We start from the raw sequence: 22,131 nt of genomic DNA, 5'->3' as shown, positions 1-22,131 counted from the left end.
TACAAGAGCAGACACTCCCTAGGACGTTGCCGCAGACAGATGGGATAGGAAGAGAAAGGAGTGGGAAACATGAGCCTGGAAGTGATGTATGAACGGTGTGCAGGGATAGACGTGCATCAACGCTTTGTGGTGGTGTGTCTGATTGTGGCGGAAGGAGGAAAACGGCACCAAGAGATCCACACGTTCCGTCATGAAACAGCAGGTCTCCTGGCATTGCGCACCTGGTTATTGCAAGAAGGATGCACCCATGTGGGCATGGAAAGCACGGGAGTGTACTGGATGCCGGTGTATCGACGCCTGGAGGGCTTCTTCAAGCTGATTGTGGCCAATGCGCAGCATATCAAAGCCGTGCCAGGGCGAAAAACGGATGTGCAGGATGCCGAATGGATCGCCAGTTTGCTTCAACATGGACTCGTCAACCCCAGTTTCGTGCCCAGCCAGGAACAACAAGACCTGCGGGATCTGACCCGGCTCCGGGTGAGCCTCGTCCGGGAACGCGCTCGCCTAGTCAATCGGGTACATAAAGCCCTTGAAGAGGCCGGGATAAAGTTAGCGACCGTCCTCAGCGATATCATGGGCTTGTCTGGACGAGCCATTCTCCAAGCGCTTTGTGAAGGAGAAAGCGATCCAGAGCGACTGGCCAAGCGGGTACATCCAGGTGTGCAGGCGAGTCAGGAGCAGATTGTGACGGCTCTGACAGGAGAAATGCGGGAGCATCATCGCTTTTTATTACGAGAATTGTTGTCCCTCATTGCGGTTCAGGATCGTGCTATCGAACACCTGGAAGAGGAGATCGAGCACCATCTTCACCCTTTTGAAGAACAGATCATGCGTTGTGAACAGATCAATGGAGTGAGTCGACATGTCTTGTATGTGTTGATGGCAGAGGTGGGAACCGATCTCCAGCGCTTCCCGGATGCCGAGCATCTCAGTTCCTGGGCCGGTGTCTGTCCCGGCCAGAAGGAAAGCGCAGGGAAGCGACTGAGTGGAAAGTGTAAGAAAGGCAATCGGTATGTACGGGAGGTGCTGGTGCAAGCGGCTCATGGGGTACGGCGGTCTCGCACGTACTTAGGGGAGCGGTATCGCCGCCTCAAAAAGCGCCGAGGGAGCAAACGAGCGGCGCTGGCCATTGGACACGATATTCTCGTCATCTACTGCCGGATGATGAAAACCGGGCAGGAATATCAGGAGAAAGGAGTGGAGTTTTTCCAGCAAAAGGATCGTAGCAAGGTTGAGCACCTGCTGGTTCGTCGTCTAGAGCATATGGGGTATCAACTCACACGACCATCGCAGCCAGTAGCCTGAAGCACGAAGAGCAAGCATGAAGTGCAAGCACACTAACCACGACCGGAGAGTGGGGAAGGGGAGGGTTTCTGTCTTCTTTTCCCGGCATTTTCAGAATATACTGTTGCTAAATTGCTGCTCGGCGCTCAACCTGAACATATGTGTTTTGCCTGCTTCAACATGGTCAATGAATTGAGCAACAGTATCCGTTAATACTCAAAGGCCACATCACGCCATTTTACGACTATAAGAAGAATAAGAACACGGAAAAAGATGAGGTGAACATCGGCTTCCATATGAGAAACTCCGCGCGCCGGCGGGAGAGAAAAAAGATGGCGACCATGCAGGTCCGCAAAACCGCTATCTGGGAATCTGCTTTTTGAAGAAGAGCAGGAGAGGAAGATGAGGGCGGGACCACACACAGAAACGCAGCCACCAAAAGGAAGCAGTGGCACCTCTTTTTGAGCAGAAAAGCGCACCTTTCTTTGCAATCACGATTTTGCCAAAAAAACGCAGGAAGATCACAGACCCGGGCTCCGCGCAGACACAGGGGAAACATGGGAAAAAGAGAACCAGGAGAACGAAAATCTACCACGCACTGACCAGCGCGCGAACCTGGAGAAGAAAAACATATTACGGGCAGATAGCAGTGATCCTGTGAAAAGAAACAGGCTCTAGCAGCCTCCTGGAGCCTGTCACACTCCGAAAAATGCTTTCTCCTGTCACAGCATATGGTACACTTGAAGCCAGATCATCGAGAAGACGATGAGATACCCATCATCGTAGGCTTCCCGAGAGCATGTCGCCAACCGTATATATCGAGGCTATGGTCTCTTTCTTGCACCATCTCGACGCTCACTCCATCAAGATTGGCACGCGCTGTCCATCTCCGGACCAGGCTTGCCCAATTGCGCGAAGAGTACGCAGAACAGTTGGAGCTCCTCGGCATTATGGACGGCACGCGCGAAACAGAGCACCGCCTTCACCATCAGTTCGATCACCTCAGGCGCTTTTCCGAGTGGTTCCGGCCAGGGCCAGAGTTCCTCGCCTTTATCGAGCACCATGCGCGCCCTCTCCTCTTCCCCACCTCAGAACGCAGGCCACTTCCGGCCCATATCTATGAGAAACAACAGCGTGCCCGCCGCCTGTACGACGCGCACCCCGATGGGTTCAGCGACACGGAACTCGCGGCAATGTTGGAGGTTTCGCGCATGACAGCCTACCGGCATCGCCAGCACCTGCAGGCCATCACCATTCAACCAGGGCACTACCGCCTGGTTCCCCGTCCCGAGGAGATCGCGGAAGCCCTCGCTCTCCTCCAGGTCGCCATCTCCACCGCTCTCATTCATCCCCAGACCATTCTCCACACCCTCTCACCTGCCAATGCCTGACGATCTCCCTCACCGGTATCGGAAGGAACGCAACCGTTCCCCAAAAATGTATCAAAACAGGGGTGTAACACGCCCTTTTCGTGCTCAAAAAACGCAATTTTGGGCAATCGTCATTTGGCACAACGTTGGAGGAAAAACACGGGAGCAGCACACGTGGAGGGCAGGCGCTGCGTAGAACAACCATGGGAAAAACATGGGAAAAAGAAAACCAACATCCATCGTCCTGGCGCCTCCCAGGCCAACACACGCTCCTTCATGCTGGCAGCGGCAGGGACAAGCCTCAAGAAAGATCCTCATTGATGCCAGTGCAGAGAGCATTGCTGGGCGCGCCGGTCTTGTGCTCCAAAACGATCCCACACGTTCGCCGTTGCTACCGGCGCGCCCGTGTCTCTGGCCCTGGGCCAGGCTCGGCCGCGGCCACACACGATCCAAGAGGGAAGACACCTGGAGCCACCATCAGGGCCTGGGCAAGAGAACAGGCCCTGCCTCGCTTCTTCCAGAGAGACCTGGCTCATGAAAAAGGAGCTGGTGGAAGAAGGGCAAAATCGCGATTGCAAGAATATGAGCATGTTCACGCTCACTCTGGGGGCGCCACTGCCCTCTTTTCCCTGTCATCCCTTCATTCTTCTCACCTCTCACTCCCCTCCTCCCCATCTCCACCACCTCTCTTCTGCACTCCCACACTCCCACACTCTCACCAGGTACTCGAGCATATACCACATCCAAAGTGCCCGCCATCTCCACCTTGCCATTTCTGACGAGGCGGTGATGGGCGGGCGCCTTACACTTGTATAGCGCACCAGAATCAATCCAGCATCTCCAGCACATCCCTTCCGCCAATGCTCATAGAGCCTGGCTTCTTCAACCTCTCCCCTCTTGAAACTTGCTCATTCATGCACGAGAGTCTCTTTATGCAGAGCAAATGCCATAGATGCCCTTCCTTGTAGCGCAAAAGAGAGAGAGGCACACCGTGAGTGAAGGAGAGCCAAACCTTGCAGAGAGGGAACCCACAGAACAGGAACTCGCCGAAGGAGCCATTGGTCCACAGGTCAACTTCCGTCCGAGGAAAGAGGATAAACTTCGTTTATGGCGACTCATGGAGCGAACTGGCCTGGGAATCACCGAAGTCATACGTTTCTCGCTCACTCAGACCGAGCAGCACTCCCCTGTGACGCGCCCTTCAGCCCACATTGACCCTCAACGTATGCAGTACCTCGTTGGCTTCATCAGCATCCTGCGCCCCTTTTGCCAGGCAGCCTTGCGCAGTATGCGTGAGCAGCAGGTGTGCCTCGCTGAACAGCGACTGTGGGTCCACAACCTACTCGCCTCGTTCCACAATCCACTACACATTTGCAGTGTGCTTGCCGAGCATCTTGACCTTGAGCAGTGCAAGGTCTTCTTGCGTCATGAAGATCGGTACGACCTTCAGTACCAGGCGACCGTGAAGCTGTGAGAACGGCATTGTGTTGACATCTCTTCCCGTTACCCACCACAAGAACGTTATGACGAGGAAAGCATCCAATTCGATCCACCGTTACGGCTCTTCAGCGATGATATTCTTACTGCCTATCAAGAAACGCTGGCGAGCGCGACAGAGCAACATGCCACAATGCTCGAGACCCTGCGTCAAGGGGTGCTGGCATTCCTGCCTCGCACCCTAACCCAGCCAAGGGAGCAACAGCGTAACCAACCATGAACAATGACCGTGAGTAGAAGCCATCTGAGGCAGCACGCCTCAACTGTGCAGATCTCCGCCTCCGAAGCAACCAATTTAATCCCTGAGTCATTTGATCCTGAAACGGCCTGGTTTTACCACCTTGGAGATGCCAATCCCACGGGTTGTGCAACGAGAACCATAACTGAACAATAAGAGGCGGGCACATGAGCGGAAACCGTGTCTCGCTTCCGAGAGAATATGTCAAGAGATCTATTTCGAGACAAGGAAGTGTAAATTTAGGCATGATGTCGGGCGAAATTTCGAATAATTCGGTGAGTGGGCTTCTGGCTAGTCCTACAATTGTAGATGGCTTGCGATAGCATTTCGGTGTCTGTAATGGCAGAGTTTTGCAAGAGCTTGATGCGTACGTCGAAAGACGCGACCAAGCCAAACGCTATGCAAAAGGAAGAGATCGCTTACCTACAAGCGAAGAAAAAAGCCGTCGAAAAATGAGTTCTCCGCTGCTATTCTTTCTCTGGTTTTGCCGAGGAATCTGCTCCATTTGCTCGTTTTTGAACCAGTGCTAGAATTTCCTCCTGGAGGGAATTCTTCCCTGTCTGATCATACTCAACACGTATCCGCTCAACCTCTTCGATATATTTCTCCGACCAATCCCGTAGCGCCCAGATTGGTTCGATGAGCGTCTGGCCAAGTGTGGTGAGAGAATACTCTACCATAGGGGGCACGACAGGGTAAACCACGCGTTTGACCAGGCCATCGCGTTCCAATGCACGTAACGTCTGTGTCAACATCTTCTTCGAGATATCCTCAATTTGGGCATGTATCTGACTAAACCGTTTTGTGCCCTGTTGCAGCGCCACAATGACCAGCAATGTCCAGTGGTCGGCGATTAACTCAAGCCCACGCCGTGTTCGGCAGTCCGTTGGAATTGGTTCCACTCTCTGTTTTTTGGTTACCATAGGGTGACTATATCACTTTTTTGTTCCTCCTTACAAGAAGAAAGTCTTTTTTGTACCATTGGAGGGCAACAGCTCTCTCCAATGGGGGAGAGCTTTGAGAAAAGAGTGGTGCTCTTCTACGTCTGAGGCGATGGAGAAGAGCGAGAAGAAAGAAAAGAGAACTATGCCGGAACGACGTATTGCTATCCTGGGCGCAGGACCTGTGGGGAGTACTCTGGGCCACAAATGGGCCAGAGCTGGACATACCGTTGCCTTTGGAGTCAAAGATCCGTCATCGGAGCGAGCACAAAGCTTGCGAGCGCATTTAGGAGAGCATGTGCTGATCGGCTCCCCAGCAGATGCTCTGGCAATGAGTGATATTGCCGTGCTTGCAGTGCCAGGGGAGGTGGTCGAGGAACTTATTATCACCCATGCTCACCTGTTAGATCATAAAATTGTCATTGAAGCAGCGAATAAACTCCCACACATTCAAAAAACGTTGTCCACCAAAAAATGGGCTGATCATGAGCCGCTGACCAGTCTGAGCACCCTTCAAGCTCATGCTCCTCATGCTCAGGTCTACCGGGCCTTCAACTCCTACGGGTGGGAGCCGTTTGCCGATCCATTCTATCAGGGCGTGCAGGCGGATTTGTTCTACTGCGGTCCTGAAGGTGAGGCACAGACTGTAGTTGAGCAGCTCATTACCGAGGTCGGTCTGTGCCCGGTGCGACTGGGTGATGTGGATCAGGTCGAAGTGGTAGACGATGTCTTACGGCTCTGGGTGACTCTTGCACTTCTCCAGGGCAAGGGACGCGATCAAGTTGCCTTGAAGGTGCTGACCCGTTAGCTCTGAACAGCAATTCGCTGAAGAGCCTGGCAAAGAAAGAGAAAGAAAAGGAGAGAGACATTTATGAAAGCTGTAGTGGTACCTCGCTTCGGCGGGCCAGAGGTGCTTGAAACTCGTGATATGCCCATTCAAGAGCCAGGATCGGGACAGATCTTGATCCAGGTGGCCTATGCAGGGGTGAACAATACCGATCTGTGGTCTCGCCAGGGACGTCATCGCCCAGTCTTGCCCTTTATTCCTGGTTATGAGGTTGCCGGGACGATTCGAGCATTGGGAGAGGGGGTGGAAGGATTTCGTGTGGGGCAGGACATTTCAGCTCTCACCGTCGGCGGTGGCTACGCGGAGTTTGTGCTCGCACAGGCCGCCCTCACCTTTCCTCTGGATACGTTCGCAAGCAAGATCGATTTGCAACAGGCCGCTGTCTTCCCGACCGTAGCCCTCACGGCCTATGGGATGCTTACTCAAGCGGCCAGGATGCGTAAGGGAGAGAGCGTACTGATTCATTCGGCTTCAGGTGGGGTGGGCATGGCAGCAGGGCAAATTGCGCGAGCCTTGGGAGCGCAGCTCGTGCTGGGCACTGTCGGTAACGAAAAGCATGCCGCCTCTGCGCGCTCATTTGGATACGACCAGATCTTCCCGGTCAATGGGTTCGAGCAGGCCGTAATGGAAGCGACGGATGGCAAGGGAATCGGCATCGTGCTCGATGCACGCGGAGAGCCGACACGCAGTCAAAGTCTGAGCGTGCTTGCTCCCCTTGGTCGTCTCGTTGTCTTTGGGGATGCCAGCGGAAATCCCGAAAAGCCGATTTCCCCCAACGAACTGTGGCGCTCGAACAAGGCTGTGGTTGGCTACAGCATCACCACGCTGAGTCAGACCACACCGCATCTCCTCGCTACAATGGCCGGGCAAACTCTTCAGCTCATGGCAGAGGGTGCTCTCAAACTTACCATTTCCGAGACACTCCCCCTGGAGCAAGCAGCAGAGGCGCATCGACGCATCGAAGCCCGCTCCCATATTGGCAAATTGCTGTTGCAGGTACGATAGCAAACGAGCGAAGATGGCTGACTTCTGTCGGTCTCTGTACCGAGAGGAGGCGATCTCACTCTTCTTCTTGCACTGCCTCTCTCACAGAGGCGATTGGAGCTCCTTAAGGGAACGCGCAGATTCGACAAGAAAGCACGGGAAGCCGAGGGATCCCTGCGAAGGAAATCTGGCAGGGATCTCTTTGTCTCATAAGGAGAGATGTTCACGGCACGCGTGAGGCTTCTGGCGCGCCTTGGGAGCAAACCAACCACACATATATCTCACAGATTGCCCAAATTGACACTAAGGAGGATACGCTCGTAGTATGACGCGTTCTTCGGTAACCATCCAGATTACGCCGGAACCCTTGCCCTCGACCCCTTCCTGGATGGGAGAAGTGGCAGCCTTTGCTCAGGTGCTTTCACACACGGGAATCCTGAAAGCGCTTCAGGAGCAGGTGCGCTTCGCCCGTGCACGCTTTGGTCAGTACGATCTCATTGATTTTGTCGCTGTGCTGTTGCCGCAGACCGACCCGTTGCCTGCTCCTCATCGGCGGTTTGACCAGGTCTGCGCGCCGGGCTATCACGGCAGGAAACGAGGAGAGGTGGTGAGGACCCGGACAGTTGTGCTTCAGGCACATACGCATCAGCTGCTCGGCACGTTTGGAGGCCCTGGCAACGGAGATTACCGGGGGGAGTTGCGACGAGCGATCGGGGTAATTACCAGCTACGCTACGCACGAGGAGGATGCTCATATGGAGCATGTTGATACAGACCAGCTACGCAGACTCAGTCACGCCTTACACACGCTGCCAACAAGCCCACTCGACCCCAATGGGGAGCCTCCTTTTCTTTATCTCACCGATCCCCCTGGCAAGCCCCTTCTCCAGGCATATCGAGAGAACCTACCCCCACGCCCACAGCGCCGTCTTTTACGCCGCGATTCCACCACCTGAACAGCGCCCCACGGGTGCCGCCTGGCTCGTAAAAGTGCTCCTTCAGGCCTTGGATGACCCAGATTGGAACAAGAGAGAAGCGGCCTATAGCAAAGAAAGACGCGTGAAGCGCCTCCTCAAACGCCAGATCGAACTGGTCGTGATTGCCGATATCCACCACCTTGCCAACAGTGGAGAGCAGTTCGAGCTCCTTGTCTCCATCTTCCAAACAGGCTCTATGATGCCCCTGCTCATCATTGGCGAACCTTCCCAGATGAGGCACGTGCTTGCACAGAATGAGCGATTCCTCTGGCGCTTTCCCCCCTGCTCCTGGATTAACACCCTGGGGCTCGTGAGCCGAGGGCACGCGGGGTTGTGCCGCTACAGGTCACTTACCTCCAGACAAACACTACCCACCCCAACAGATCACTTTGGCCCGCGGCAAAAAACACCCTGGTCACAGCGCCTGCGGGTCAAGAAAGCGCCTGGGGGCAATATCAAAGAAGAGGAACAAAAGGAAGGAGTACCATGTCAACTGTAGAGCGTGCGCAAGCCATCCTCGACGATCCCTCGCTAGTAGTCCTAAGAGAATGGGAAGGCCTCAAGGGCGAGCTGGGCGGCTATCGACTGATCGACAGCCACAAGAGAAACAGCCTCCATGAGTTTGTCCACCAGGGCTATCATAAACATGCCAAACCGCAAAGGGTGTCCCACACGTTTTTGCAAAGAAAAAACACATGAGTTAGCAGTGAGAAGACGAGCCTTTATGGGGAGATCTTCTCGTGGAATTGTTCGCCGTGGCAATCTGATTCACCAGACGTTGCAGTAAAACCGCATTCGGAACATCCTCCTCTCTAACCAAAAGCCTACGGAAGATGCCTTGCTGATCGGCAACAACACACGTACGAGCGTCCACCAGACGAGGAATTTGCGCCCAGGGAATATGTGCCTTCCCACTGTCGAGTCCGCTCTGATTCACCGTCAAAGGGCCAAAGTGAATGGGATCACCATTCTGGTAGGCGCCTATCACCTGCGGTAGCCAGATGCGCGCAATCTTATCCTCAATCATGTCCCCCAAATGAGTAATTTTTTTGAGTTCGTTTGGCAGGAGTATCTTCTGGCCGTTGGAGAGCTGGATGGTATAGGTATGTATAGTTCCTCCCTTTCCAAGGATGCTCTTGTGATAAAGTGATTGGATGCCCTCCCAACGGAGAGGGATCATCTGATCACTTTTGCTGTATATTAAACCGTTGCTGAAGGCATACACCCGCGTGTTCCTGTGCGGAAGTATCGTGCAACATATAAGAATAAGAACAATCGGAATAGCAAATAAGAGGGCTCCCGAGAGACGGAATAGAATATATAAAGGTAAGACAACATATAATGGTGTGGAAGGGGGGAAGGGGAAGATGAGGATAGCCACTACCATAATGAGAGCAACGATCATGTTGCCCAGCAACGTACTTATCATCGCTAGAGGATGGGTGTGGCGTGGCTCGTAGACCCCGCGAACCTTTCCTAACTGATGCATGGCTGCCTGCCGAGAGATCCCCTGTGGCAACGTGTTGTGTGAAATACGCATAGATGGATTTACCCTTGTTATTCACTTCTTTGAACGGCATCTGTAAGGATGTGTATATGAGAGAGTATATACGTTTCTTTCTCAACCTGAATATACAATGTCTCACATTGCTTGATAGTCGCGTAAATATCGATGAGCCACTGGTATCTCACTATCGGCACGCGAATTCTTGTAGCAGAAGGAGCAGCATGTGTTCTTTTTTATGAAAGTTGACAGGGCTGATGTGTGACAACTTTCATGCTGATTTTTCCCTCATTCCACTGTGTGCAAAAAGTTGTGGCGCACCCAACCACAAAACCACAAACGTGACCGTCACATTTGCCTCACGAGAGAGCCAAAGCGGGGCACTTATGAAGCACTGCATGTGTGGAAAGGAAATACCGCGCCCCCCACAGGAGAAGCGTCGTGGGGGGCGGGAGCGTGAATCTTCTGGGCAATGTGTTGCACCAACACATATTTTTGCTCCTCTTGCGTCAGCGACAAAGCAATTGTTTCTGCCCAGTTCCATTGCCCAAGTTGGGCAATCAACGTGCCAACACGACACAGATCAGGAGCAACCGATCCAGAGTAGTTCCACGACGTCACCGCTTTCTGCATCTTCAACAATAAAATGCGGCTTTCCTCCTGGTCGCCAGCATCAACCAACTCCTAGTGTAGGATTACGAAACCTTTTCGGAAAGGGTTAAATGTGGTTCATACGAGCACCCATAATATGCGCAGACCCGGCTGGCCAATTGATGTGCCGAAAGCACGCCATCGCGCTCGACCACGTTGCGCTTGCCATGGACCCACTTTGGTTCAATCGAATTGAGCCAAGGGCTTTGAGTTGGCAACTGAAACGGCAAAATCCGAACGCCCTCATGGGATTGCTTGACGGTGAGGTTGTGATCTCTGATCCAAGTCCGCACCATCTTGCCGATATGCCAAGAGGCGTTGTCCCAAATGAGGAGCCAATGCCGTTTTCCCTGGGCTGCCTAGTGCTGGCAACACCAGTCCAGAAACTGGATGGTGATGTCGCTCACTGGTCGCCCGGTGACAAAACGGAGCCACATCTCCTCTCGGAGAGGATCATCATGGCTTCCTTTTTGCCAGAGGACCCTATAACAAGCAAGTGCTTTAGGGTCAGGATCATCCTTTTGCCAGGATTGCTCAACCAGACGGATGGGATGGCATTGTCAACTTATTTATAAAAACGAAATATACTGGTGAGCGATAAGGAGAAAAGCAATAAAAGGGTCATGAGAAGTGGGGAGGGAGAGGTAGGTAGACGACCGGCTTGACTCTCGTGACCTCATGCCATTGCTGGAATCGGCCCTGCAAAAGGGCACGGTACTCCCCGGCAGGTAACCGATGCCTTCGTGGTTGGAAATGTCCAGCGATGGGTCCAAAGGCCGAAAGAAAGCGTTGTGCGTGTTTGGCCGATTTCAACCGCCGCATGTTCTTCTCTCGTCGTCGCGTCGGTTGATGTGAGTTTTCCGCTCGATTGGCAGAAGCCTTTGTGTTGCCGATGCTCCACGCCAGGCAGGATCTCGCGTTTGGCTGCTCCATAGCTCTTCAATGTATCGGGAATGATCACGCGCGGGACGTAGTGCAACCCTTTGAGGAGCTTGCGAAAGAACGTTTTGGCCGCCTGCTTGTTGCCTCGGCTCTGCACCAGGATGTCCAGCATGTTGCCGTACTGATCAACAGCTCTCCACACATAATGGGTTTTACCATTGATTTTCAGGTACACCTCGTCCATATGCCATGTGTCTCCCGTTTTCGGATGGCGACGGCGCAGTTCGTTGGCGTAGGTCTGCCCAAACTTCAAGCACCACTGCCGCACGGTTTCATAGCTCACGACGATTCCGCGCTGTTCCAGAAGCTCTTCCACATCGCGAAAACTGAGGGAGAAGCGGAAAGAGAGCCACACTGCGTGACTGATGATTTCAGGTGGGAAGCGAAAGCCTTTGTCGCTTGGAGCAGGGGTGTTTGTTTTCATACAGCTCTTCTCGCACATTGTTCAGCTACTTTCCTAAGTTGACAATACCGCATTTTCACTTTCTTCTCCAGCCAGTGCTGCGCTGTAATGATCAGAAAGGCTTTGTTGTCCTGCCCAGGCGCTGGGTCGTGGAGCGAACGTCTCCTAGATCGCTCGCTGTCGACGCCTCTCACGCGACTTTGAGGGTCGCAGCGATACCAGCGAGGCATTCATCCATGTGGCTCTCAGTAGGCTCATGCTGGCTCGGCTTTCCAAATTGACTGGCTAGACTTCCCTTAGCAAACACATTCTTAGGGGCTTGACCTTGACATGGTGTCATGGTTTAGACTCTGGTCAGAGCATGAGACAGAAAGGATTGAGAGAGGATGCAGATCAGCGAGCTGGCACGGAGAACAGGAGTGAGCCTTCGCTCATTACGTTACTATGAGGCAAAAGGACTGCTTTCTACGCAAAGATTGGAAAACGGCTACCGCTCTTATCAAGAGGAAGATGTTGACCGCGTGCATTTAATTCAGCAGTTTCTGAGCATGGGATTAACAACTGACCAGATCTACCAGAATGGTCTTCATACCCTCCTCGGGTCAGCTCACAATTTCGTGGAATCGATCGGTACCTGTCTCCCTGTCGCTCTTCCGTTCTATGAGCAGAAGCTGATGGAGATTGAGCAGAAGATGGCGATCCTTGATCAAGCGAAAGCCAAGCTCTCACAAGTGGTTGCCGAACTGCGACAGCGTGCATTGAGCAGTTCCCTGATTGAATAACCTTTTGTCGCGAGGAACGGAAAAGCCATTCATTCCTGTCTCAAATGACATAACGCAAGGAGGAAAGGACATCATGTTGAAAGTAGCTATCGTCGTCGGGAGTACACGCCCAAATCGGAATAGTGAAGCTGTGGCGCACTGGGTCTACGATATCGCACAGAAGCGCGGAGATGCTGAAGTTGAACTGCTGGATCTTAAGGAGATTAATCTACCATTGTTTGATGAGCCCTTCTCGCCATTACTGAATCAATATCAGCATCAACATACCAAGGAGTGGTCCGCAAAGATCCGTCCCTTTGATGCGTTTATTTTCGTAACACCCGAATATAATCGCGCACCATCGGCAGTGCTCAAAAACGCCATCGACTACCTGTACTACGAGTGGCACAATAAGGCAGCTGGTTTTGTGAGCTATGGCGCCAATGATGGCGTTCGTGCTGTCGAGCATCTGCGGCTGGTCATGGGGGAAATCCAGGTTGCCGATGTGGGGCAGCAGGTCAGTCTCAACTTATATAGTGATTTTGAGGACTACACCAACTTTCGACCGCGCCCCCATCAGGAACAGTCCGTTCATACCATGCTCGACCAGCTTCTCGCCTGGGGGGGGCCTTGAAGACGCTGCGTGCTCCTGTGGGCGGTCCGGAAAGCAAGGATATCTTCATGACGACACTGGTTCCCAATACCGAGAACACAACTCAGGAGGTTTCCCTATGAGACGCATCTTCATGGTTCGCTACAAGGTCAAACCTGACCAAGCAGCCAATAATGAACAGCTCATCCGTGCTGTCTTTGAGGAATTGCAAATCACCCAGCCCGACGGTATCCGTTACTCGACATTCCGCCTAGATGACGGCGTGACATTCGTCAATCTAGTTGTAACCGAAACCGAAGGCGGCCTTGGCCCTCTGGGTCAGCTCAAGGCATATCGACAGATACAAGAGGGTAAGTTCGATCGGTTCGACGGAGGAGCTCCTATCATCAGCGAACTGCACGAGATTGGTGACTACCATGTCTTCGCTGACTAGATCAGGGCTTTCGCTTTACAGCACCTGTCAATTTGGAATCCCAACATTTTTCTCTGGCATTTTTCCGCTAAACAAAAAGAGAAAGAGCGTAGTTCAGAAGCGTTTGAGAGAAGAACGGGACGATTGAGAACCTCTTTGAGCGACGCAAAAAGTCGGCAAAAGGGTTTGCGATGCAAAAGGAAGGGTTTACGTCAGCCGTGCGCTGTGGTGCGCCAGAATATCCATTGCCATACTTCTTTCTCATTTATGCATGAATTACTTCCTGCTTAGCGGGAAAAACGCCAGGAAAAAATGAATATCAACTCGTTGAAGCAGCAAAAACACCAGAACGCTGGACGGATCTCCACTGAGAAGGCGCCCAAGCAACACGTTTTAGCAACCAAGGAGACACCGACCCGGGTCCGGGTGCGTCATGTGTTTCTCCTAGGTATCATGGCGGCAATTGGACCATTATCTACCGATATGTACTTGCCCTCTCTCCCAACGATCAGCCACGAACTGGGCGCGACAATGACGCAGACCCAGATCACCCTGACTGCCAGTCTCTTCGGCGTGGCACTGGGTCAGATGATCATCGGACCGACCAGTGACGCGCGTGGGCGGCGTGGGCCTCTGCTTGTTGGGATGGCTGCCTATGTACTCACGTCTCTACTATGTATTGTCGCTCCTTCGGTTGGGCTCCTCATTGGTTGCGTTTTGCGCAGGGGGTTGCTGCGGCGGCTGGGATTGTGATTTCGCTTGCTATTGCCCGCGATCTCTATACCGATCGCGCCCTGGCTCATTGTATCTCTCTACTGATGGTGGTGAACTACCTCTCACCAATGATTGCGCCTGTAATTGGTGGTCTGCTACTCAGCTTTGCCTCCTGGCGAGGGGTCTTTATCGCGCTCGCTCTTATTGGCACAGTGATCGTGCTGATAGTCGCTTTTGGACTCGGCGAGACGCTCACGCCTGCACATCGTCAGGGAGGTGGGGTCTCTGCCTCGCTTTCGGATTTCCGTCATTTGCTCTTCGATGGTCGGTTCGTCGGTTTTGCTCTCTCGTTGGGCTTCACCTTCGCTGCCATTTTTGTCTACATTTCAAACTCCCCTTTCATCTTAGAGAACATTTATGGCCTTTTGCCTCAACGCGCCAGTGTTGTATTCGGGATCAATGCTCTGGGCGTTCCGGTAATGGCCCAGGTCAACGCAAGGCTTATCGGTCGGGTGTCACCGCAAAAGCTGCTGATTGGAGGAACTGTGGTTCTCGCCGTTGGTGGTATCGCCTTGATCGGTGCCGTGATCACGGGAGTTGGCCTCGTTGGAGTGCTTCCCTCACTCTTTGTCCTCATCGCCAGTGTGGGCCTCATCGCGCCGAATGCGACGGCGCTCGCGTTGGACAATGCTAGGGTAGCTGGGAGCGCATCGGCCTTCCTGGGCGTGTTGCAGATCATCATTGGGGTGGTCGCGGCACCACTGGTTGGTCTCAGTGGGAGTGAGACCGCTGTTCCAATGGCTCTGACCATCGCCGCGTTCGGCATAGCTACCCTGGCGACAGTGCTTACGGTGTGCCGTCCTGGAAAGGTCGATGTCAAGGCACAATAGATCATCCCTTGTAAATGTCATTAACATGGAACTCCCCACGAGACGCTCATGTATGACTACACCACCCCTCATGAAAAAGAGTAGAATGAGGAGGAGATGTTCTGGCAGAGAGATCGCGCGCATATTGTGCCGATGAGCCAGACCACGAGACTGATTCGGGTGGGTGCAGGAACCACCCCTTGTTGCGCTGGTGAGAGGAGTTTCGTCAGCAGCACGCAGAAGAGAATCTTCGTTTTTGCCCACTCAAGCCGGAGCGTCGCTTGCGTCGTTTGAAAGAAATGCACAGGAGCACTGAAATGGAAATCCTCTACACCAACTGCGCTGGGTTGGATATCCATAAGAAGATCGTGAAGGGTATTGTCAACTTGTTTGTAGAAACGCAATGTATTGCTGAGTTATAACGAAGAAAGCGTGCGGGAGGAGTCAATGAGAGACAGGGCGAGTGGTGGTTAGGCCGCTTGTGTGATTCCGGTTACCTCATTCCACGCCTGGAATCGGCTCTGTAAAAGAACACGATATTCCTGCGCATGCAAACGGGGTCCAGGCACAACCCGCTGCCTGCCCCATTCCACAGAAACCTATACGATATCGCATGTTTACTCACACAGACACACCCTCCACAACGGCCAACCTCGGCCACCCACATCACCACACACTACCTCCTGGCGCCTTCCTCTCTGGAGCACTGGAAAACCCCGTTCCCACACCCTCCACCTGAAGGACACCCACTAGCAACCAGTTGCCACTTTTCCCCACTATGACTATACGCAATACACGCCGCCGCAGGAAACCACCAGGCGCTGCAAGCAGTTCACCCTCTTGGGAGCTCTCACCCCTCTATAGCAACAGCTGCTGCTGCTGCTCCTCTTCTTTCTAGACGCACTTCATTCCCGCCAGCACCTCCCCTGGAGCACGCCCATTGGCATTGCAATCCACAAAAAAAGAGCGGTCGCAACGGAAAACCTTCCTTGACACCAAATGGATAAGTATGCCAAACTTGTTTTGACGCACACTCCATGAAGGAAACTCGTGTGAAACGGAGAGGAAAGGCAGAAGAGAGTAGCGATGGCAAAAAAAGTAAACAGCCCACGGAAGCTGAGAGTGATGGCGGAATATGGGAGCTCAGGTATTTGGGATCGACAGGGTATGATCGAGCATCACGCTTTCGGATTGCCACCCGAATTAGCCTGCCATTTTGATGAGTGGATCACAGAATATACCTCTCCATTAGAAAATCCCGGTCATCCATTGGATGTCACTGCTTTCAATGCAAAGGGTCGTGCTCTCGAAGCAGAATTGAAGCGATGTCTTGGCCCAAAATACCAGGTGGAATACGCCCCTGAAATGGAAGATGGAAGCTTGGGAGTGGCAGAAAGCGTCACTAAAGCAAGCGATCCTCAATAGCAGCCAGATAGGCGGCAGGATTTTTCCGAAAGCCCCGCTGCTGTAACTGTCGCCGGAGATCGCGTCAGCGCTGATAATTGCTGGGCTAGAGCCCCTCAACCGAGAAAGGCTGCTGCGTGCAGGTAACGGCAGCCAGGACGCGAACCAAGCCACGGACCACGACGCCAGAAATTGCCCCACGTCGGCTTGTCGCGCGTCCCATACCCTGCGTCATTGGCGACCAGACGCACCAACTGCCGCGCACTCGCCTTGACCTCTTTGACTCGAGCTGGATAACGCCGCTCAACCCACGTCTTCATCGCACGCTTCACCTGCTCCAAGCTCACCCCATAGCCCTCCCCCAATACATCCAAACCCAGACCGGGACATTGCACTGCGACACCAGCGAAGATAGCTTTTGTTCTTGCTTGATACGACACAGCGTACATAACAATTCCAGGTGGTCCCGCGACCACCAGCCAGAAACCCCCTTCTTTCTCCCACGCACTTCCCGACGGCTCACTGGCATCATACCATACTTCTGCCACTCTTCAAAGAGACTGTCATAGATCACCAGCCCCCGCCCGCGAACCTCCGCAAACAGCTCTTCTTTGCTATACCATTCCATTCCATCAATGAGCTTCATCCCTGGCTCCTCCTACCAATGCAACCAGTGTCGCACCAGCATCACCACAAACTGAGCCGCCACCGCCTGCAACACCCCAAAACATATCGATCAACTTGCCTTCGCTTCATACCTATGAATAGCTCCTTTCTCTCTTCTTGACCGCAGCTCCCGCGATCTTCTTGAAAGAAGCCTACCCTATCTCACCCGCTCTTCTCCAGCCCAAACTCCTCCAATTTTCCCCGAAATGTATTTTCGCCTGACACCTCGTCACATGATGCTTGAAAAGGGTGCGCACTCAAATTGGGCAAAAAACGTCACTTTGGAAGATGAGACCGTCGAACTATACCCATGTGGATGCGGCTGTTGTGGGTGAGATTTGCATCTTCCGAAAAGAGATGATGAAAAATGTAAATCATTGGACTCTGTGGGAGAAAATGGGATAATTAAGTGGGCGGTAAAACGGGTAGAAGTTGATGAAGGGTGATAGCAATTGCCTTTAGCCAAGTGCTTCGCACTCGTTCGCGCACTTCACGATTCCTCGCGTGAGCCGATTTGTGGGCCTGGGGACGAGCCTGGAAAGTGGCTTAGCGGCTTCGCGCTGTTTTTCGGTCTTTTCATTCCCAAGGACCGATTACGGCTTTGAGCTCGTCAAGTGACTCTCGGAGAAGCTGTGACAGCTTTCGCGGGCCTGTTTCACTGATCCTGCGGACGGATGCAACCTTCAAGGCAGCGATTCCTGCCTCAGCGATCAGAGCACGCTCGGGTCGGTGATCCCGCGTTGCCGCAACGCTTCGGCTAAGGCGGAAGCCAGTGACGCCTGCTTCAGTAACTCGCGCTCTTGCAGTCCTGAGTTAACGGCAATCACCGTCTGTCGCTGCTGGAGAAGTTCACGGCGCTCCTGGGGAATGGTCGCTGTCATGGCAAGGAATACCTTCCCCAGGTTGCCTGACTCGCGCCTATGTCTATAAATGGCCTTTGAGACGGTATGCTTCCTCTATTCCTCAAAGGCGAGAAGCCGCTCGATTTTCTTGGCGGTCCCGGAATTGCTACGGGGCGAGTAAATCAGGAGTCGCAGATGCTCCGAATCGACCGCCTGGAGCAAGAAAAAATCAAGGGTCAGTTCTCCTACAAGCGGATGGCGTATGGATTTCCATCCTTCCGGCCTGTTGAATACATCGTGACGGGCCCATAGTTCCCGAAATGCCGGACTGATCCGAGAGAGTTCTGCGATCTGTGTGCCCCACCAGGGATCGTTGACGAAACGACCATATCCAGCGCTCTGACTGACGTCACAACCATCACGTCAGCCCCTCGTGTGATCAATGTCGACAAGAACGCAGCCTCTCCCAAAGCCATTGGTGAGCTCAAATCCGCTGGAGCGCTGCCTCAGCACATGGAGTTGAGACAGGTAAAATAGCTCAATAATCTCATCGAACAAGATCATCGCTTCATCAAGCGGTTGACGAAGCCGGGGATGGGCTTCTTTTCCTTCGAGACAGCTTGGAGAACCGTACAAGGCTTCGAGGTGATAAACATGATTGGGAAAGGGCAACTACAAGGCGCGAACAAAGGAGATGTGCGAGGCCAGAATGCCTTCATTACCAGGTTCTTTGGAGTGGTCGCTTAAACGACACCAGGAAGGAACTTCATTCTTCTTTTGATTTCTTCATAATTCTTGCAACACAACCTCGGAAGCCCTGTGTTGTCTGCCAGCGAGGTATCCAAGACCCGATGAATTACTTTGAGGGCTATGCCCTCTTTGGGGGAGGAGTACGCATTGCTCTTTGTTGCCAATCGTGTGAAACAACATTCCTAGCACTTCCCAGAAGCCAACAACAGGCTCATATTGCCACTCGGATGAATGCGCTTTTCCCATCCCCTCAGCAGATTTATGCTGAGGTCGATCCCATCAGCCAACACATCCGTTATGTAGGCCTGAGCGGTCATGTACAACGCCGCCATAATGAGCATAAGCGACATATATCAGGAGCAACATGTTTTTACCTCGTATGATCAGGAAACGAAGCAAACTGTTGAAACCGTCTGGACCTCGCGTGCTAATTCCCACAACTTGCGCAACGAGTTGTGGGGATAGTAGTGCCCCTTGACAAGCCCATCAAACAGAGCTTAGTCTATCCATTGCGGATATATTTGTGATCGCAACGAAAACAGGGATGGCACTTCGAGCAGTAGACTTTGATCTTTGGGGCGTACTAGAACTGCATGTCATTGAGTTAGTGGATCATGGCCTGGACACGCACTGGGAAGCGTGCCTGCAAGCTGGGGAACTGGAGCACCGCATGAAACCGTTCTGGCGAGCAGGGTCTGTGGGTGCATGTACAGAGGAAGAGGTGCACCAGGGGATGCGGGAGCGGCTGGGCATGAGTCAGAAGCAAGTAGAGGGGTACATGAGCAATATGTGGGACTGGTATTGTGGTCGGCTCAACATTCAGGCCCTTCATAGGCACCACCCGACGAAGCTGAGCTTCACCATCCGGCGCATCCTGGCAACCGCTTCTGCTCCTGCTCCATCAGCACAGCAGCAGGTGTGCCTCTGGCTGACGTGCCGCTGTGCTGATGTCATCCTTTTGAGTTCATGATACGTGTTAGAGATGCCTCTGCAGAAACCGCTTCAGAGGTGGATTGTTTCGCACATACAGAGAAGTCCTGCTTCACACATACATGAGGAAAGAGTCCAAAAAGGTTAGTGAATCGGCCTGGTTACAGGAACATGTTTCGCTTTGACTGATACCCAGAAAGAGCGGAACATCGCTATCTGTCCCACGACTCATTTCCAAGAGACGCGTGGATAACAGCCCTTGTGGTGCAGATTGGTCCCTTGAGAGAAGATCAAATCCTCCAATGCATGCTGCTTCCCTCACGGTCGCCTCAACATCGGTGCGGATTTGGTCTCGTTTACTAGTACGTGTACACGAATCCAAAGCGCATCCATCATATGTCGACGCGGATATGTATGAGGCACATATAGCACGTTCCCTACCCGTACAACTGGCTTGCGATGCTGCGGCCTTGCGCGCGTCCGGCGTAGGCGGCGCGCTCTCGCACAGCAGGGTCGAGCAGATTGCCGCCGACCACCGCCAGGGCTTTCTTTGTGACCTCGTCGAAGTGCACGATATCTACCCTGGCTCCCTCGCGCCGCAACTGTTGGCTATGAGCGTCCAGTGTGATTGGGGAATGGGCGGGAACGTCGGGCGCCAGCACAAGCACTCGCTCGAAGCCGCTCGCCAGGTCCGCGTTCTCATTGGCATAGGTTCCGCCATCGATGTAACGATGCCCATCGATCGTCACCGGGGGCCAGACACCCGGAATAGCGCAACTGGCCGCGACCGCGTCTACGAGGTCAACGCCGGAGGCATGGTTGAAGATGCGCCGCTCGGCCTCCGTCACGGTGTGCGTCGCCAGGGCCATAGCACCCCGGCGTTGCATAAGCTCGGTAATATCCCCGGCACCTTCCATTGCTTGTTTAAGATCGGCGCTCCATCGTGCCAGGTCCATTTGCGCGGCGAGCTCTCTCGCCTGCAAGGCAGGGTCAACCTGCCGCTGAAATAGCTCCTCCAACGTGAGGCCGCTAGTAATCTGCGCCGCCACGCATGCTCCGCCCGATGTGCCCACGAACACATCGGCATCTCGGACATCGACGCCTGCATCCGCCATACCCGTGATTACTCCCGTTTGCCAGGCAATGCCCGCAACACTACCCCCGCCAAGAACCAGAGCACATTTCGTCATATCGCTTCTCCTCCAGGTATGAAATGATGGTGATACCATCATGCTACTGATTGCCTCTCTTACCAAGTCGCAATCTGTCGTAAAAAAATGGTGGTCTCCCTCGTTGCGCATCTCATCGACTCCCCCTATTTTTCCGCAAGTTCCGACCGATGGTGCGACGCATCACGCGAGCATGCGGCCACCGTTCGAGTCGTGCCCGTGCTCCCGCCGTTCGAGTCGTGTGAGCACGGCGTTGAACGGGCGGCGGTTCGTCAGTCGTCGAGGACCGCAAGGTGCAACTGGCGCAGGCGTGCAGGATCGGAAATCGTGGTGATCGCGGTGATCTTGCCTCCCTTGATTGAGAGATCGAGGACGCTGAGCAGCCGCCCATACGGGGCCACGACGACTCCCACTGAGCCATTGACCAGCACTGGTTGTGTTGCCTGAGCACGTCCCACAAACTGTTTGGCCACAGCCGCCGCCCCATGAAGCTCTCCTGCTCCGCCCGCAGGTACGGCTCTTGGATCGCGTCGGAGCACCACATCTGGATCAAGCACGGCGAGCAGCGCGTCGAAGTTTCCGGTACGTGCGGCGGTGAGAAAGGCTTCGACCACTTCTCGGCTGGTGGTGAGATCAGCGTCCTGCATGTGCGCTCTTCCCCGCACTCGGCGGCGGGCGCGGCTGGCGAGTTGCCTGGCCGCAGCCTCTGAGCGCTCCACGAGAGGCGCGATCTCGTCGAAGGGCACGGCGAAGATGTCGTGCAGCACATAGGCGAGGCGCTCGGCGGGAGCAAGCTGATCGAGCACCACGAGCAGCGCCAGACCCACCGCATCGGCCAGCTCCACTTCTTGCTCGGGGTCGCTTCTGCCAGGCTCTCTGGTGATGGACCCAGGAAAGGACGCTTCCAGGGACTCTTCGCGCCGCGATTTGCGCGCGCGCAGCATATCCAGGCAGATCCGCGTGACCGCCCTGCTCAGCCATGCGCCCAGGTTTGAGACGGTGCTTGGGTCCGTGCGGACCAGATGCAGCCAGGACTCCTGGACGGCATCCTGCGCCTCGGGAAGGGAACCCAGCATCCGATAGGCCATCGCCTGCAGTTGGGGACGTTCTGCCTCGAAGCGCTCAACCAGCCAGTCATGTTCATCCATTCATGCTCTTCCTTCTTTCTCCATTCGTCATAAGAACGACGAAGGAAACCGGGCTGATGTGACAGGGAGCCAGCCCGTCTTGGCGCGTCATCGCAAGAGAGCAGGACGTTTCCCGCACTGGCCCACGGGTTTGCCTCAAGCCGGTGAGAAGCCGGTCACATTCTTTCCGTGAGATACGTCGGGAGGGTGACGAGGGAAACCCAGCCGAGGTGAGAG

The 22,131-nt window shown here is 53.9% G+C and carries 24 protein-coding genes and 4 pseudogenes; 17 read left to right on the top strand and 11 right to left on the bottom strand.

Annotated features, from left to right (window positions below; translation table 11 throughout):
• Window positions 1-69 precede the first annotated feature (69 nt).
• The 4 genes from JMJ16_RS34565 (at window position 70) to JMJ16_RS54910 (ending at window position 4,128) form a co-directional block, all read left to right on the top strand.
• Window positions 70-1,305 (top strand): IS110 family transposase, encoded by a 1,236-nt coding sequence (locus JMJ16_RS34565; RefSeq protein WP_201388956.1) that lies wholly within the window; start codon window positions 70-72, stop codon window positions 1,303-1,305.
• Window positions 1,306-2,192: 887 nt separating this feature from the next.
• On the top strand, window positions 2,193-2,675 hold the full coding sequence (locus tag JMJ16_RS34560; RefSeq protein WP_236601820.1) for a hypothetical protein: 483 nt from the start codon (window positions 2,193-2,195) through the stop codon (window positions 2,673-2,675).
• Window positions 2,676-2,868: 193 nt separating this feature from the next.
• Window positions 2,869-3,192, top strand: coding sequence for a hypothetical protein (locus tag JMJ16_RS34555; protein WP_201388952.1), 324 nt, complete (start codon window positions 2,869-2,871; stop codon window positions 3,190-3,192).
• Window positions 3,193-3,645: 453 nt separating this feature from the next.
• Complete coding sequence (locus JMJ16_RS54910; RefSeq protein WP_236601819.1) at window positions 3,646-4,128, top strand: hypothetical protein; 483 nt, start codon at window positions 3,646-3,648, stop codon at window positions 4,126-4,128.
• A gap of 728 nt (window positions 4,129-4,856) precedes the next feature.
• Here JMJ16_RS54910 and JMJ16_RS34545 read toward each other — a convergent pair.
• A complete protein-coding gene (locus JMJ16_RS34545; RefSeq protein ID WP_236601818.1) occupies window positions 4,857-5,291 on the bottom strand; it encodes a helix-turn-helix domain-containing protein in 435 nt (144 codons plus the stop codon).
• 184 nt (window positions 5,292-5,475) lie between these two features.
• Between JMJ16_RS34545 and JMJ16_RS34540 the strand changes: the two genes are divergently transcribed.
• From JMJ16_RS34540 to JMJ16_RS34520, 5 genes are all read left to right on the top strand, one after another.
• Entirely contained in the window at window positions 5,476-6,138 is a 663-nt protein-coding gene (locus JMJ16_RS34540; RefSeq protein ID WP_201388948.1) for an NADPH-dependent F420 reductase, read from the top strand.
• Between the two features lie 63 nt (window positions 6,139-6,201).
• Window positions 6,202-7,182: an NADPH:quinone oxidoreductase family protein gene (locus tag JMJ16_RS34535; protein WP_201388946.1), complete on the top strand. Its 981-nt coding sequence runs from the start codon at window positions 6,202-6,204 to the stop codon at window positions 7,180-7,182.
• Window positions 7,183-7,486: 304 nt separating this feature from the next.
• Window positions 7,487-8,116: a hypothetical protein gene (locus JMJ16_RS54905; RefSeq protein WP_236601817.1), complete on the top strand. Its 630-nt coding sequence runs from the start codon at window positions 7,487-7,489 to the stop codon at window positions 8,114-8,116.
• Window positions 8,117-8,165: 49 nt separating this feature from the next.
• Complete coding sequence (locus JMJ16_RS34525) at window positions 8,166-8,636, top strand: hypothetical protein (RefSeq protein ID WP_201388944.1); 471 nt, start codon at window positions 8,166-8,168, stop codon at window positions 8,634-8,636.
• A complete protein-coding gene (locus JMJ16_RS34520; protein WP_201388942.1) occupies window positions 8,624-8,836 on the top strand; it encodes a hypothetical protein in 213 nt (70 codons plus the stop codon). Before JMJ16_RS34525 ends, JMJ16_RS34520 begins: the two co-directional genes overlap by 13 nt.
• A 1-nt stretch (window position 8,837) precedes the next feature.
• On the opposite strand, the gene JMJ16_RS34515 is transcribed toward JMJ16_RS34520, so the two are convergent.
• The 4 genes and pseudogenes from JMJ16_RS34515 to JMJ16_RS34500 all read right to left on the bottom strand — a co-directional run bounded on the left by JMJ16_RS34515 (window position 8,838) and on the right by JMJ16_RS34500 (window position 11,658).
• Window positions 8,838-9,677, bottom strand: a complete 840-nt coding sequence (locus JMJ16_RS34515; protein ID WP_201388940.1) for a DUF6585 family protein — start codon at window positions 9,675-9,677, stop codon at window positions 8,838-8,840.
• Between the two features lie 348 nt (window positions 9,678-10,025).
• Entirely contained in the window at window positions 10,026-10,322 is a 297-nt protein-coding gene (locus JMJ16_RS34510) for a hypothetical protein (protein WP_201388938.1), read from the bottom strand.
• A 14-nt stretch (window positions 10,323-10,336) separates the two neighbouring features.
• Complete coding sequence (locus JMJ16_RS54900) at window positions 10,337-10,588, bottom strand: hypothetical protein (RefSeq protein WP_236601816.1); 252 nt, start codon at window positions 10,586-10,588, stop codon at window positions 10,337-10,339.
• A 325-nt stretch (window positions 10,589-10,913) separates the two neighbouring features.
• Window positions 10,914-11,658, bottom strand: a pseudogene (locus JMJ16_RS34500) (IS6 family transposase).
• Window positions 11,659-11,732: 74 nt separating this feature from the next.
• Between JMJ16_RS34500 and JMJ16_RS54895 the strand changes: the two are divergent.
• From JMJ16_RS54895 to JMJ16_RS34470, 6 genes and pseudogenes are all read left to right on the top strand, one after another.
• A pseudogene (locus tag JMJ16_RS54895) lies at window positions 11,733-11,926 on the top strand (IS5/IS1182 family transposase); the annotation flags it as partial.
• A gap of 97 nt (window positions 11,927-12,023) precedes the next feature.
• A complete protein-coding gene (locus JMJ16_RS34495; protein WP_201388936.1) occupies window positions 12,024-12,419 on the top strand; it encodes a MerR family transcriptional regulator in 396 nt (131 codons plus the stop codon).
• Window positions 12,420-12,492: 73 nt separating this feature from the next.
• Entirely contained in the window at window positions 12,493-13,032 is a 540-nt protein-coding gene (locus tag JMJ16_RS34490) for an NADPH-dependent FMN reductase (RefSeq protein WP_201388934.1), read from the top strand.
• Window positions 13,033-13,129: 97 nt separating this feature from the next.
• Window positions 13,130-13,444 carry a hypothetical protein gene (locus tag JMJ16_RS34485; protein WP_201388932.1) on the top strand — a complete coding sequence of 105 codons (315 nt, stop codon included), beginning with the start codon at window positions 13,130-13,132 and terminating at the stop codon, window positions 13,442-13,444.
• Between the two features lie 291 nt (window positions 13,445-13,735).
• A pseudogene (locus JMJ16_RS34475) lies at window positions 13,736-15,027 on the top strand (multidrug effflux MFS transporter).
• Window positions 15,028-16,092: 1,065 nt separating this feature from the next.
• Complete coding sequence (locus JMJ16_RS34470; RefSeq protein WP_201388926.1) at window positions 16,093-16,431, top strand: hypothetical protein; 339 nt, start codon at window positions 16,093-16,095, stop codon at window positions 16,429-16,431.
• A gap of 95 nt (window positions 16,432-16,526) precedes the next feature.
• Here the strand turns inward: JMJ16_RS34470 and JMJ16_RS34465 are convergent, their stop codons facing one another.
• From JMJ16_RS34465 to JMJ16_RS34450, 4 genes are all read right to left on the bottom strand, one after another.
• A complete protein-coding gene (locus JMJ16_RS34465) occupies window positions 16,527-16,757 on the bottom strand; it encodes a hypothetical protein (RefSeq protein WP_201388924.1) in 231 nt (76 codons plus the stop codon).
• On the bottom strand, window positions 16,754-17,056 hold the full coding sequence (locus JMJ16_RS34460; protein ID WP_201388923.1) for a hypothetical protein: 303 nt from the start codon (window positions 17,054-17,056) through the stop codon (window positions 16,754-16,756). Before JMJ16_RS34460 ends, JMJ16_RS34465 begins: the two co-directional genes overlap by 4 nt.
• A 730-nt stretch (window positions 17,057-17,786) precedes the next feature.
• Complete coding sequence (locus tag JMJ16_RS34455) at window positions 17,787-17,957, bottom strand: hypothetical protein (protein ID WP_201388921.1); 171 nt, start codon at window positions 17,955-17,957, stop codon at window positions 17,787-17,789.
• 75 nt (window positions 17,958-18,032) lie between these two features.
• The gene (locus JMJ16_RS34450; RefSeq protein ID WP_374229140.1) at window positions 18,033-18,269 is read right to left on the bottom strand and encodes a hypothetical protein; all 237 of its coding nucleotides are present in this window, start codon (window positions 18,267-18,269) and stop codon (window positions 18,033-18,035) included.
• A gap of 63 nt (window positions 18,270-18,332) precedes the next feature.
• Between JMJ16_RS34450 and JMJ16_RS34445 the strand changes: the two are divergent.
• Both JMJ16_RS34445 and JMJ16_RS34440 read left to right on the top strand, forming a co-directional pair.
• Window positions 18,333-18,665 (top strand): annotated as a pseudogene (locus tag JMJ16_RS34445) (DDE-type integrase/transposase/recombinase); the annotation flags it as partial.
• A 547-nt stretch (window positions 18,666-19,212) separates the two neighbouring features.
• On the top strand, window positions 19,213-19,638 hold the full coding sequence (locus JMJ16_RS34440; protein ID WP_201388919.1) for a hypothetical protein: 426 nt from the start codon (window positions 19,213-19,215) through the stop codon (window positions 19,636-19,638).
• Between the two features lie 397 nt (window positions 19,639-20,035).
• Here JMJ16_RS34440 and JMJ16_RS34435 read toward each other — a convergent pair whose 3' ends face one another.
• Window positions 20,036-20,788: a patatin-like phospholipase family protein gene (locus tag JMJ16_RS34435; RefSeq protein WP_201388917.1), complete on the bottom strand. Its 753-nt coding sequence runs from the start codon at window positions 20,786-20,788 to the stop codon at window positions 20,036-20,038.
• A gap of 251 nt (window positions 20,789-21,039) precedes the next feature.
• On the bottom strand, window positions 21,040-21,915 hold the full coding sequence (locus tag JMJ16_RS34430) for a sigma-70 family RNA polymerase sigma factor (protein ID WP_201388915.1): 876 nt from the start codon (window positions 21,913-21,915) through the stop codon (window positions 21,040-21,042).
• Between the last annotated feature and the right edge of the window lie 216 nt (window positions 21,916-22,131).

The sequence above is a fragment of the Ktedonobacter sp. SOSP1-52 genome (assembly GCF_016587395.1).
The sequence above is the reverse complement of the archived record's forward strand: the minus strand, read 5'-3'. Positions and strand labels throughout refer to the sequence as shown.

Bases quoted from the DNA above. Each gene is read 5' to 3' on its own strand.
- JMJ16_RS34470 (WP_201388926.1), top strand. From the start codon at position 16,093: ATGGCAAAAAAAGTAAACAGCCCACGGAAGCTGAGAGTGATGGCGGAA.
- JMJ16_RS34540 (WP_201388948.1), top strand. From the start codon at position 5,476: ATGCCGGAACGACGTATTGCTATCCTGGGCGCAGGACCTGTGGGGAGT.
- JMJ16_RS34515 (WP_201388940.1), bottom strand. From the start codon at position 9,677: ATGCGTATTTCACACAACACGTTGCCACAGGGGATCTCTCGGCAGGCA.
- JMJ16_RS34565 (WP_201388956.1), top strand. From the start codon at position 70: ATGAGCCTGGAAGTGATGTATGAACGGTGTGCAGGGATAGACGTGCAT.
- JMJ16_RS34430 (WP_201388915.1), bottom strand. From the start codon at position 21,915: ATGGATGAACATGACTGGCTGGTTGAGCGCTTCGAGGCAGAACGTCCC.
- JMJ16_RS54900 (WP_236601816.1), bottom strand. From the start codon at position 10,588: ATGGTGCGGACTTGGATCAGAGATCACAACCTCACCGTCAAGCAATCC.
- JMJ16_RS34440 (WP_201388919.1), top strand. From the start codon at position 19,213: ATGGCACTTCGAGCAGTAGACTTTGATCTTTGGGGCGTACTAGAACTG.
- JMJ16_RS34535 (WP_201388946.1), top strand. From the start codon at position 6,202: ATGAAAGCTGTAGTGGTACCTCGCTTCGGCGGGCCAGAGGTGCTTGAA.
- JMJ16_RS34520 (WP_201388942.1), top strand. From the start codon at position 8,624: ATGTCAACTGTAGAGCGTGCGCAAGCCATCCTCGACGATCCCTCGCTA.
- JMJ16_RS34555 (WP_201388952.1), top strand. From the start codon at position 2,869: ATGGGAAAAAGAAAACCAACATCCATCGTCCTGGCGCCTCCCAGGCCA.
- JMJ16_RS34485 (WP_201388932.1), top strand. From the start codon at position 13,130: ATGAGACGCATCTTCATGGTTCGCTACAAGGTCAAACCTGACCAAGCA.
- JMJ16_RS34495 (WP_201388936.1), top strand. From the start codon at position 12,024: ATGCAGATCAGCGAGCTGGCACGGAGAACAGGAGTGAGCCTTCGCTCA.
- JMJ16_RS34435 (WP_201388917.1), bottom strand. From the start codon at position 20,788: ATGACGAAATGTGCTCTGGTTCTTGGCGGGGGTAGTGTTGCGGGCATT.
- JMJ16_RS34490 (WP_201388934.1), top strand. From the start codon at position 12,493: ATGTTGAAAGTAGCTATCGTCGTCGGGAGTACACGCCCAAATCGGAAT.
- JMJ16_RS34460 (WP_201388923.1), bottom strand. From the start codon at position 17,056: ATGAAGCTCATTGATGGAATGGAATGGTATAGCAAAGAAGAGCTGTTT.
- JMJ16_RS54905 (WP_236601817.1), top strand. From the start codon at position 7,487: ATGACGCGTTCTTCGGTAACCATCCAGATTACGCCGGAACCCTTGCCC.
- JMJ16_RS34455 (WP_201388921.1), bottom strand. From the start codon at position 17,957: ATGACAGCGACCATTCCCCAGGAGCGCCGTGAACTTCTCCAGCAGCGA.